At 69.9% G+C, this 11361-nt stretch carries 9 protein-coding genes; 4 read left to right on the forward strand and 5 right to left on the reverse strand.

Features of this window, described 5'->3' with window-relative positions; all coding sequences use genetic code 11:
• The 5 genes from ABT114_RS35730 to ABT114_RS35750 are packed head-to-tail and all read right to left on the reverse strand — an operon-like array spanning window position 1 to window position 5195.
• Entirely contained in the window at window positions 1-1653 is a 1653-nt protein-coding gene (locus tag ABT114_RS35730) for a thiamine pyrophosphate-binding protein (RefSeq protein ID WP_351147205.1), read from the reverse strand.
• Window positions 1653-2765: an amidohydrolase family protein gene (locus ABT114_RS35735; protein WP_351147206.1), complete on the reverse strand. Its 1113-nt coding sequence runs from the start codon at window positions 2763-2765 to the stop codon at window positions 1653-1655. Before ABT114_RS35735 ends, ABT114_RS35730 begins: the two co-directional genes overlap by 1 nt.
• 13 nt (window positions 2766-2778) lie before the next feature.
• A complete protein-coding gene (locus ABT114_RS35740; RefSeq protein WP_351147207.1) occupies window positions 2779-3639 on the reverse strand; it encodes an HpcH/HpaI aldolase family protein in 861 nt (286 codons plus the stop codon).
• Window positions 3617-4363, reverse strand: a complete 747-nt coding sequence (locus ABT114_RS35745; RefSeq protein ID WP_351147209.1) for an SRPBCC family protein — start codon at window positions 4361-4363, stop codon at window positions 3617-3619. Before ABT114_RS35745 ends, ABT114_RS35740 begins: the two co-directional genes overlap by 23 nt.
• A gap of 34 nt (window positions 4364-4397) precedes the next feature.
• Complete coding sequence (locus tag ABT114_RS35750) at window positions 4398-5195, reverse strand: ABC transporter ATP-binding protein (protein ID WP_351147211.1); 798 nt, start codon at window positions 5193-5195, stop codon at window positions 4398-4400.
• A 792-nt stretch (window positions 5196-5987) separates the two neighbouring features.
• Between ABT114_RS35750 and ABT114_RS35755 the strand changes: the two genes are divergently transcribed.
• The 4 genes from ABT114_RS35755 (at window position 5988) to ABT114_RS35770 (ending at window position 11340) form a co-directional block, all read left to right on the forward strand.
• Window positions 5988-7163 carry a lactonase family protein gene (locus tag ABT114_RS35755; protein ID WP_351147213.1) on the forward strand — a complete coding sequence of 392 codons (1176 nt, stop codon included), beginning with the start codon at window positions 5988-5990 and terminating at the stop codon, window positions 7161-7163.
• Window positions 7164-7346: 183 nt separating this feature from the next.
• Window positions 7347-9056, forward strand: a complete 1710-nt coding sequence (locus ABT114_RS35760) for an effector-associated domain 2-containing protein (protein ID WP_351147214.1) — start codon at window positions 7347-7349, stop codon at window positions 9054-9056.
• 115 nt (window positions 9057-9171) lie between these two features.
• Window positions 9172-9351 carry a hypothetical protein gene (locus ABT114_RS35765; protein ID WP_351147216.1) on the forward strand — a complete coding sequence of 60 codons (180 nt, stop codon included), beginning with the start codon at window positions 9172-9174 and terminating at the stop codon, window positions 9349-9351.
• A gap of 36 nt (window positions 9352-9387) precedes the next feature.
• Complete coding sequence (locus ABT114_RS35770; protein WP_351147218.1) at window positions 9388-11340, forward strand: HEXXH motif domain-containing protein; 1953 nt, start codon at window positions 9388-9390, stop codon at window positions 11338-11340.
• Window positions 11341-11361: the final 21 nt, after the last annotated feature.

The following is an 11361-nucleotide window of genomic DNA, read 5'->3' on the forward strand; positions in this document are numbered from 1 at the left end:
TCACACGTCCTCGCCGAAGAGGAGCCGGCGGTAGGGGACGCTGACCACGTCCCGGGTGATCCGGACGTCGACCACGGTGGGGCGGGGCGCTCGTACGAACTCGGCGAGGGCGGCACGCAGTTGGTCCGCGGTCCTGACGGTGGCTCCGCCGCCGCCGAGAGCCTGCGCAACCGGGCCGAGCTCGGGCGTCGGGATCACCGCGAGGTCGGGGTCCAGGCCGTCGGCCCGTGCCTTGTGGTACTCGGCGCCGAGACCCTCGTCGTTCATGACCACGACCAGGACGGGAATGTCGTATCGGCAGGCGGTCTCGAACTCCGAGAGGTGCATCAGGAAGCTGGCGTCGCCCTCGACCACGAAGGCGGGCCTGTTGCCGTTCGCCACGATCGTTCCGATGGTCAGCAGCGGGGCCTGGCCGATGGCGCCGAACATGCCGTAGTTCGACAGGATCTCGCGGGAGCGCTGGAAGAGCATGGTGCCGAAGTCGGTCTGATGGCCGCTGCCCAGGACCAGACCGATCTCGCCGGGAAGTTCCTCGTCCAGTACGTGGATGACCTCGCGCGGGTCGAGGCGGTCCGGCTCCCCGTGGAACTCGGCGGGGGCCACCAGCGGGGCGGTCAGCCGCTTGTGCACGTCGGCGGTGTGGAAGCCCTCCAGCGTGACCGAGCTGCTGTCCAGCGCGCGGCTGAGCTCGGTGACGGCGGTGACCGCGTCCGCCTGGAGGTAGCAGTCGGCCACCGCGCCGTTGCCCATGACGACGTGCGGGGCCGTGTCGATCTGGATGTAGCGGGCGTCCGGGAACAGGTAACCGTGCTCGATCGTGTAGTGGTTCAGGCTGGCGCCCACCGCGATCACACAGTCGGCCTCCTGCAGCAGCTCCATCGCCGTCTTGTTGCCGTACAGGCCGGCGATGCCCACGTGATAACTCGTCCTGTCGCAGAGCCAGTTCTTCGCCTGGAGGGTGGTGGCCAGCAGGGCGCCGGTCTGCTCCTGCAGGCGCAGGATCTGCTCACCCGCGTCCGCGCGGCGCGCCCCGCGGCCCGCGACGATCACCACCCGCTTGGCGGCCCGGATGATGTCGCGGGCCGCGGCGATACCGGCCGGGTCGGGCAGCGAGCGCACCCGCCGGATGAGGGCGGTGGACGGGACGTACTCGTCGCCGTCCTCGCAGTCCTGCTTCTGGACGTCGATCGGGGCGCTGAGCATGATCGGGCGTGACTCGGTCCTGGCCAGGTAGAAGGCCCGCTGTACGGCCTCCTGCGCCTGGTCGGCCCGCGACACGTGGACGAATCCGCACTCGATCGCGGCGGCGAACCGCTGCTGGTCCAGGTACTGCACGGCGCCCCGGTCGCCCCACGCCGTCTCGCCGCAGAACGCGACCAGCGGGGTACGCGCCCGGCTCGCCACGATCATCGAGGTGGCCAGCTGTGCGACACCCGGCCCACTGGTCGTCGTCACGACCCCCGGCTGCCCGGCAGCCCGCGCCCATCCGTCGGCCATGCCGAGGCCGGAGCCCTCGTGCCGCACCTCGAACAGCCGCACGCCACGGTCGGCGAGCGCGTTCATCCAGTGCATGTTGGCGTCGCCCATCATGCCGAAGACGTCGCGGGTCCCCTCCGCCACGAACGCCTCGGCGAGTGCCTCGTAGACCTTCATTACTTCAGGGCCCCTTTCAATACGTTCTTCGGTGCGTTCTTCGGGGCGTCGTTCGGGGCGTCCCTCGGAGCGTCCTTCGATGCGTCTTTCAGCACGTCCTCGAGGCGTCCGAACACGCGCAGCGCGTTGTCCCCGTACAGCGCCTGACGGTCGGGGCCGTCCAGCGTCGGGATGGAGTCCAGGAGGTACTTGGTGTCGTCGAACCGCCGTCCGGTCTCGGGGTCCACGGCGCGGACGGCGCCGATCATCTCCGAGGCGAACAGGACGTTCGCCGTCGGAACGACGTCCACGAGGAGTTCCAGGCCGCGCCGGTGATACACGCAGGTGTCGAAGTAGACGTTGCGCAGCACCGCCTCGGCCAGCGGCGGCCGGCCCTGGTCCAGCAGGAAGCCCCGGTAGCGATCCCAGTGGTAGGGGACGGCGCCGCCGCCGTGCGGCAGGATGAACTTCAGGGTCGGGAAGTCGGTGAACAGGTCCGACGTGCACAGCTGCATGAACGCCGCGGTGTCGCCGTTGAGGTAGTGCGCGCATGTGCCCTGCAGCGCCGGGTTCCTCGACATCGCGACGTGGATCATCGCCGGTACGTCGAGCTCGACCATCTTCTCGTAGAGCGGGTAGTACACCCGGTCGGTGATCGGGGGCGCCTGCCAGTAGCCGTCGGAGGGGTCGGGGTTGAGCAGGCAGCCGACGAATCCCAGCTCCTCGACGCAGCGCTCCAGTTCGGTGACGCTGTTGCGTACGGAGACGGCGAGGGCGTCGCCGGGCGACTGCGGGAGCTGGCACACCCCGACGAACCGGCCGGGGAACAGCGCACACACACGGGAGATCAGGTCGTTGCTGACCCGCGACCAGTCGAGGCTGGTGCGCTCGTCGCCGTAGTGGTGGGCCATCTTCCCCGCCCCCGGGGAGAAGAGCGTCACATCGGTGCCGCGCTCCAACTGCAGCTTGAGCTGGCCGTTTTCGATGGCGGCCTTGATCTCGTCGTCGGTGATGACCAGTTCGTCGGGCGAGACACGGGCCCCGGACTCCTCGAACGCCCGGATCTGCCGTTCCCGCCACTGCCCGAGCGCGGGCGGCGCGGTGGTGAAGTGACCGTGACAGTCAATGATCATGGGAGCCTCCTTCTCAGGCACGGCCGGTCAGCGTCCGGCCCAGGTCGAGGCCCGGGTGCGAGCGCACCGGGGCCGTCATCAGGAACCGGTAGCCGTCGTCGAGCACCTGCTTGACGTTGTCGGCCGTGACATGGGGGTGGCCGACGGCGACGCCCCGCTCGGCGCACGCGTCGAGAATCCGGCGCTTGGACTCCATGACCCGCGGGTGGTCGTACTGGCGGGGCACCCCGAGTTCCTGGCTCAGGTCGCCCTCGCCGGGCAGAACCAGGCCGATGCCCGGGACCTGGTCGAGGATGTCCGGCAGGTTCTCCACGCCCCGCTGGCTCTCGATCATGAGGACCACGAGGATCTCGCCGTCCGGATCGAGCGGCCAGACGCCGCTCCTCGCGTAGTACTCGGTGGTCGAAAGACCCCAGTAGCGCGCCGCCGCGGCCGGGCTGTCGCCGCGCAGGCCGGCGGGCTGGTGGCGGGCGGCGTCGGGCAGCGTGGGGTAGCGGCAGGCCGCGACCGCGTTGTACGCCTCCTCCACCGACGTGATGTGCGGCCACACGATTCCGTACGCGCCCAGGTCCAAGGCCTGCTTGGCGTGCCACTGCGCCTTCTCGGCGCCGTTGGTGGGGACCCGGACAAGAGGGGTGACCGAGGCGGAGAGGCTGTCGGCGGCGAAGATCTGACGCCGATTCAGCAGGTACTGCAAGCTGTCCCGGAGTGCGGGGACGTCCCATGGTTTGTGCTCGGTCTCGAAGACCAGCGCGTCGTAGTCGGTGGTGCTGAACTCGACGGCGACCGCCGGGTCGGCCGGGGCGAAGGACGCGAAGACGTGCTGCCCCGCGGCCAGGCCGCTGATCACCCTATTGAGCCTGGGCACTGCCACGGCCCGCCTCCTTCGACTGCTCCTGCGACTGCTTCTGCGACTGCTTCTGCGACTGACTCGGCGACTGACTCTGTGGCTGCTGGATCAACACCGACTGTCGTACGGCCGGCTCCCGTGCGCCCGTACGGCGCCCTTTCACAAGCCGCGCCCACCAGGCACGCAACCGGCCGATCAGGCCGGCGGTCCGAGGTGTCCCTGCGGCTTGGGTGGCGTGGGTGGCATGGGTGACACCGGCGGCCTCGGCCTCAGCGACGGCCTCGGCAACGGCCTCCGGGCCGGCGCAGTAGAGGACCAACTGGTCCGTGAACTCCCCCGTCATCCGTGCGACCACGGCTTTGGCGCCCGATTCGACCAGCGAGGCGAGCTTGCCGTTGAGCGTGATCTCGCCGTCGACGGCTACCCGCGTATCGCCGGGCCCGTCGCCCTCGACCACCCGGAACGTGGCGTGTGCGGTGAAGCGGGTGGCCTTCTGGCTGTCCCTGCCGCGTGCGGAGAGGCGGCCCTCCCAGGCCTCCGCGTCCAGTTCGAGCGTGACCCGGGCAGCGAACCTGACGCGTACGGCACCGAACTTGACGACCAGCGTCCCGTCGAACGAGCCGTCGTCGTGGGACTCCCCGAGTTCGGCACCGCCGATGCAGGACACGACGTCCTCGGGGCTCGAGATGACCTCCCAGACACGGGCCCGGGGGCTTGGAACAGTGATCTCTTCTGCGATCGATATCAACGCTGTTGCCCTCGCTCGGCTGATCGGCGGGTCTTCACGCGGTGGCGTCCGAGGTCTCGGACCTGAACAGACTCCAGAGGTCGTTGTAGAGCTCGGAGAACTCCGGCGACTCGATGAGGGAGCCGATCTGCCGCGGGCGTTCGAACGGGACGGGCAGCACACGGCGGATCGTGCCCGGCCCCTCGGACATCACGACGACCTCGTCGGCGAGGTAGATGGCCTCGTTGAGGTCGTGCGTGACGAAGACGAGCGTGCCGTGCTGCTCCTCCCAGAGGTTGAGCAGTTCCTGCTGGAGCTTGAGCCGGGTGATGGCGTCCAGCGGACCGAAAGGCTCGTCCATGAGCACGATGGAGGGGTTGTAGATCAGCGCTCGCGCGATCGCGCAGCGCTTCTGCATGCCACCGGACAGCTCCCGGGGGAAGTGGTCCTCGAACCCGGTGAGCCCGACCACCTTGATCCAGTGCTCGACCCTCGCGTCCCGCTCCTCCTTCGGAACCTTGCGGAACTTCAGCGCCAGGCCGATGTTGCCCCTGACGGTCAGCCAGGGCAGCAGGTTGGACTTCTGAGTCACATAAGCCGCAGCGGAGTTGACCCCCGCGACCGGCCCGCCGTCGAAGTGCACCTCCCCTCTCGTGGGGGAGAGCAGTCCGGCGGCCAGATTGAGCAGGGTGCTCTTGCCGCATCCACTGGGCCCGATCACGGCGACGAACTTGCCGCGCCCGACCTGGAACGACACGTCCTCGATGGCCGGCCGGACGGCCCCGGGGAACTCTAGGGTGACGTGCTCGAAGCGGAGTGCCTCCGGATGGGGGGCGGAATGATCGTTCGACAACGCGTGCCTCCTCGACCGCCAAGAAGGCGGGTAGGACATTGCTGTGCGCGGATCCGTGGGGTGTCACCCCTGTCACCCGTGCCGCCCGTGTCACCCGCGCTGACGCAGGAGCGGGTGAGGGGGCGAAGCGAATGAATTGGGTGAAGTGGGTGAAGTGGTGCGTTTGGCGTTCGCACGAGGGTCGGCTGGCCCGATGGCTCGGTCAGGCTTTTGTCCGACAACTTGTGCGGTGAACGTAACAGTGCCGACCCATGCCTGCAAGAGTCCGCGGCGAATCACGTGATCATCGCCCACTAATTGTCCAACAATCAGGGACCTGACCTGCGCTGTGGATCACTGGCGCAGTCGGCGGGCGATGCCCACGGGGCCGGCCTGGCGAGCGCAAGGGATTGAGGGCGCCACGCACATCGACGTAGCTCAGGACCGCCTGGTCCGCCCGGCCGTGCCCGGCTGACCTGCGACGTCACCAACTCCCAGCTGGTGGAGGGAATTCTGGGCACGGGCCGGTCCCGAGTGAGCCGTCGGGTCGCGCAGCCTTACGTTGCGCCGGATGCAGCCTCAAGCTCGGCACAGCCGTAGACGGCCTCACGGGCGAAGCCCAGACTGTGCGGCGGCTACGTGGTTGACGTTTGGCATTTGGCGTTTGGCATTTGGCGTTCGCATGCAGGGCACGGCTCGTCCCCGACTGGCGTTCTTCGTCTACAGAGAGGTCATCGCGCAGTGTGGGAAAACGAGCACGCCAAAACCGAGACTTCGCCGGCAGGAACCGCCCAACACCCGTCCCGTAGAAGAGTGCTGGGCGCCTTGGGGGCGTCCACAGCCGCCGCGGCCGTACCGACACTCCTCGGCACGCAGAGCGCGAACGCGTCAACTGGTGCGAACGCATCGACTGGTGCGACGCCGGAGCCCCTCTACATCGGCACGTGGCGGGGTACCCAGGTGAACGGCGCCTGGTTCGATCCCGACAGCGGGAGCATGACTCCCTTCGGAATCGCGGCGCAGGTGAACGCCGGCTGGCACACGAAGCACCCGTCGAAGCCGGTTCTCTACGTCGCCAGCGGGGACGCCGGCGGCACCGTCTCCGCGCTCCGGATCGACCGGAAGACCGGCGGCCTCGACCTGATCGGCCAGGTGACGACGGACAGCGCGGGCACGCCCGGTGGCTTGTCGTACATCGGCATCGACAAACCCTCGGACACCGTTCTGGCAACGAACTTCGCGGCGGGCCTGACCGCGGCCGTACCGATCAGAAGGGACGGCGGACTCGACGCCCCGGCATCCATCGTGGTGGACACCGGTTCCGGCCCCAACCCCCGTCAAACAAGCCCGCATCCACACCACGTGGTGGTGGATCCGAGCGGCAGATTCGCACTGGTCGCGGACTTCGGCGCGGACCGCGTCTTCATCTACGGGTTCAACCGCGAGACGCGCGCCCTGTCCACCGACGACACGACCGGAGCACCCTTCTACGCAACGAACCCAGGGTCTGGTCCTCGACGCCTGCTCTTCCACCCCAACGGCCGCAACCTCTACCTGCTGAACGAGCTGACAGCGGACCTTCAGCTCCTCGACTGGTCTCCCCGACACGGGCGAATCACCCTCAACCAGAGCCTGTCGATCGACTCACCCGAATACACGGGCACCAAGAGCGGAGCCGAGCTGAGACTGAGCGGCGACGGCCGCTTCGTCTACGCATCAAGCCGAGGTGAGAACACCCTCGTCGTCTACGCCGCCAACCCGGGAAACGGCCGGCTCACACTCGTCCAGCGCATCCCCTGCAACGGCCCCTGGAGCTTCTCCATCCACCCCAGCAACCGGTGGATGCTCGTAGCGAACCAAGTGGGCAGCTCCGTCCACCTGTTCAGCATCGATCCACGCTCCGGGAAACTGACGGACACCGGGCAGTCCATGCCCATCCCGAATCCGGACTGCATCACGTTCGGCCGGGACGCCGACCACAGTTCGTGATCCACCTTCGCGATCCGAGCAGCGCCGCCGTTCGTCTCCTCGGCCGAAAAGGAGGTCAGTCGGGCGAACGCCCCGGCAGGTAAGGACTCTGGCCGGTGTCCGCCGGGCATGGAACACTGGTAGGCGTGTCCGCCGTGTGCCGTGCGGCAGCCGTCGCGCCCCAGGGAGTCCAAGGAGGCGTATGTGTCCCCGGTCCCTGACTTCCCGGAGCTGATCGACCGGTTGGGCCCCGACGCGGCCCAAGGTCTGCTCGACTGGGCGGAGTTGAACGATCAGTCGGTCAGCCTGCTGCTTCCGTCCTGGCTGCCGCCGGGCAAGGGCCACACCGGAGCCGTGCTGACCGCGCTCGAAGTGGCGCCCCCGCCCAGGGTGGCCATCCTGAAGGTGCTGCCGGAAGGACCGCACCGGACGGAACCCGGGCGGCACACCAGGGCGTTGCGGGCGTCCCCCGGGCAGTTCGCGGAGGACCATCTCGTCGAGCAGGCCTTCGCCCCGTTCCCCCTCAAGGGCGGCGGCGCGCTGATGTTCCAGAGCGTCGCGGGCGACACGCTGCGCGCCGCCGTGCCGCTCGGCGCCCTGCGGGGACCGGAGTTCACGTGGACGTGCGCGCACGTGGTGCGGGGGCTGCTGACCGAGTGGAACACCCCTGTGCACAAGCCCGGACGAATGGCCGCCTCCGCGTTCCTGCGCACGGAGACGGACCCGGAGGGAGCAGGACTGCGCTCGCTCGAGCCGTGGCGTCGGCACGCCGGTCTTGAGGGGTCCGCCGACGCGTGGTTCGAGGCCGCAGGCCGCCGTCTGCCCAACCCGTACCTGATGGTGACGGGGCATCCGGAACTGCCCGACCCCGAGATGTCGGTCCTCACCGGGCTGACCCACGGCGACCTGCACACGGACAACATCATCGTCCCGCTGCGCCGCGACGTTCCGCTGGAGGAGGCGTACCGGCTGATCGACCTCGGCGGCTTCCGCCCGGACGGGGCCCTCACGTGCGACATCGCCATGCTGCTCCTGTCCGCGCTGGCACCGTTCGTCACGGGCCCGCTGCCCCGACAACAGGAGGAGGCACTGATCGACTACGTCGTCGCCCCGCGCGAGGAGCACGTCGACCGGCTTCCTCCTGACCTGGTGCGCCGCGTCGACTGCGTGCGGGACACCGCCGAGGAGGTGATGGGTCAGTGGCGGGAGCCGTGGACGGACCAGCTGCTGCTGTCCGTCGTCGCCTGCGCCCTGACCTTCACCACCTTCTCCGGCCTCGGCGCCCGTGCCCGTGACTGGTACCTGCTGCTCGCCGCGCACGCGGGCGGTGCGGTCCTGCGCTCCCGTACCGGAGGCGCGGCCTCGGTCTCCCGGCCCGCCGCGGACCCTGCACACGAGCCGCCGGCACCGCAACAGCCACTCCCGCCGGATCCAGGCGCAGTGCACCGCGCGCCGGGTCCAGGCGCAGGGCGCCGTCCGTCCGATCCCGGTGCGGCGGACCGCCTGCCGGATCCCGGCCCGACGCATCGCCTCCCGGCTCCCGGCGCACCGCATGCCACGCAGGTCGCGGTGGTCCGGCAGGGCGTCGGCAGCGCGGGCGACAAGGACCGGCGCAGGGCGCTCGTGGAAGCGCTCGAGGCCGTTCCCGCGGTGGCCGACAAGGACTCCCGCGAAGCCGTGCTGCGCCGGCTTCCCAGAAATCTGGCCACCAGCATCCCGAGGTCGAACATCCTGCGTGTGGAACTGCTCGGACTGGTCGACACCTGCCTCGCGTTCCCCGGCGGACTATGCGATCTCTGGGAGGCGATAGCGACAGTGGACACAGGGACCAGGGAACGCGAAGAGCTGCTCGGTGTCCTTCGGCGCATGCCCGACTTCCGCACCACGACGGACGAGGGGACGTGTGCGGGCTGAACGGGGCGTGTGCGGGCTATTCCACCACTCGGGGTTTCCGGGTGCGCGTCGCTGGGACATCATGAAAGAGCAGGACCACGGGCCGCACGGCCCGAGACGGGGAGGGCCGCAGGGAATGGATCACGCTGGGGCGATCATCGAGTCGGAGCTACTCGATCTCTCACAGCTCACGCTGGAAGACGTGCAGGCATATCGGAACGGCCACGAGTGGCAGAACGTGGAGCGGCGGCTGCTGAGGGAGTTCGGCAATCCCTCCGTCTTCGCAGGCGACCCCAAGAGCAGTGCGGCGCTGTGACCTCGAGGCCCAGACGGCTACCACGGAGGCTCATCGGTGCGTGGCTCCTCTATGTCCTCGGGGTGGTCGGCAGCGGGACCCCCACGGCACGGGCTTCCTCCCCGGCACTTTGACCTCCTGGCCGGCGGCGGGGGTGGGCATGCGGTCATCGCCCACCTGTGGGACTCCGAACGCAGCCATCGCCTGGTCCTGTTCGGGATGCTCACGGCCGCGGCGAGCGAACGCCCGGACGCCAAGGGCCCGTTGTCGGACACGGCGGAAGCGTGGGACCTCCTCGTCGCCTCCGAACGGCAGAGCGGCGCCATAGCGGACGACATACTCCTGCTGCCCGAGACGGGGCGCTGGCTGCGCCACTGCCTCCAGCGATTACAAGCGCCGGGGCACGGGCCGAAACCCGGCGAACCCCCGCTCTGGGTGGACGTGGGCCACCTGCACCTCCTGGCCGCCGTGGCCGCGGTACGCACCGGACTCCCGTTCCGCCTCAGGGTCCCCGCCTGGCACGGGCGGGTCTGGCTCCCCACGCTCGGCTGCGCGGTGCTGCCCGGCCACAGCGCCGCCTGGCAGGTGGCCGACGTCTCCTTCGCCGCCCGCACCCTCACCGTGACACTCGGCGGCACGGCCGGCAACGACCACGACCCCGTGCGGATCGAACAGCCCCTGTCCAAACCGTCCGCGCACTGGCGGGTTCCCCAGGTGCTGCCCCTGGACCTGGCGGACGGCCCCCGGGACGTCGTACTGCACGACATGGGCCCCTACCGCGTGCAGGGCGACGCATGGGGCAGGCCGGACCCGTCGCCCGCCCCGGGATGGGAGGAAGCGGCCCGCCACTGGACCGAACTCATGGAACGTGCCTGGCCGTTGCTCGCCCGGGTGGACCCCAGCGGCGCCGAGGACGTCAGCGCCTGCCTGCGCTCCATCGAACCGCTGCCCCCGGCCCGGCCCTTCCGCTGGCACAGCGCGACGATGGAGGACGGCATGGGCGGCATGGCGGCCTCGCAGCCGACCGGAGCCGAACCCGCCGCCGCGGCCCAGTTCGCCGCTGTCCTCACCCACGAGGCACAGCACAGCAAGCTCAGCGCGCTCCTGCACATGTACTCGCTGCACGCGGCCGACGTGGCACACCGCTTCTACGTCCCCTGGCGCGACGACCCGCGCCCGTTGCGCGGCGTCCTGCACGGCATCTACGCCTTCACCGGGGTGGCACGGTTCTGGCGCGGCCACCTGCTCAACGGCTGCGCCTACGACGAAGAGGGGCTGGCCGCCTTCGAGTTCGCCCTGCGCCGCCGCCAACTCCTGCTCGTCCTGCCCAGGTTGGTCCAGGAACCGGAGCTGACCACGCTCGGCCGCAGACTCGTCGAGCGCCTCCTGGAGACGATACGGGAATGGCAGGACGAACCGGTCAGGGCCGACTCCCTCGACTGGGCGGAACTGGCCGTCGACGACCACTCGCTGAGCTGGCGCGCCCACCACATGGTCCCCGATCCGGACCTGGTCGCCGACCTGGTGCAGGAATGGGGGGACGGCACCGCGCACACGGCCACGCCAGACCAGGCATGGCGCTATCCCGCACCCCGCCTCGTACCGGACCCCGCGGCCCGCCACCTGGACGCCCGGGCCGTCCTCATGCGGATGCGTCTGGTGCCCGCCACCGCGGCACAGGTGAGGGCCACGGACACCCTGGGAGACCTGGTGCTGGGAGCGCGGCCGGCGGACGTCCACCTGCTCGAGGGCCGGCCGCAGGCGGCGGAAGCCCTGTACACCGCCGAGATCAGAGCGCACAGCGACGCCGGACCGGCGCCCGGCGCCGTCTGGTCAGGGCTGGCGCGCACGCTGCACGGGCAACAGGAACACGCGTGGGCCGTCCGGGTACTAGGAGCCTGCCCGGAGCTGGTCCGCCACGTCTACGCGTCCATCAAGCTGAAGAGCGCCTCGGCCCCGGACCCGGTGACCGTGGCCGACTGGCTGGGCCGCACCGTGGCCGTGCCCTGACGGCGAGCGGTGCGGCCCCGG

This window comes from Streptomyces sp. NPDC002088 (assembly GCF_040296605.1).
Taxonomy (GTDB): Bacteria; Actinomycetota; Actinomycetes; order Streptomycetales; family Streptomycetaceae; genus Streptomyces.

Coding starts and splice junctions, on each gene's coding strand:
- ABT114_RS35730 (WP_351147205.1), bottom strand. CDS start 1,653: ATGAAGGTCTACGAGGCACTCGCCGAGGCGTTCGTGGCGGAGGGGACC.
- ABT114_RS35735 (WP_351147206.1), bottom strand. CDS start 2,765: ATGATCATTGACTGTCACGGTCACTTCACCACCGCGCCGCCCGCGCTC.
- ABT114_RS35765 (WP_351147216.1), top strand. CDS start 9,172: ATGGATCACGCTGGGGCGATCATCGAGTCGGAGCTACTCGATCTCTCA.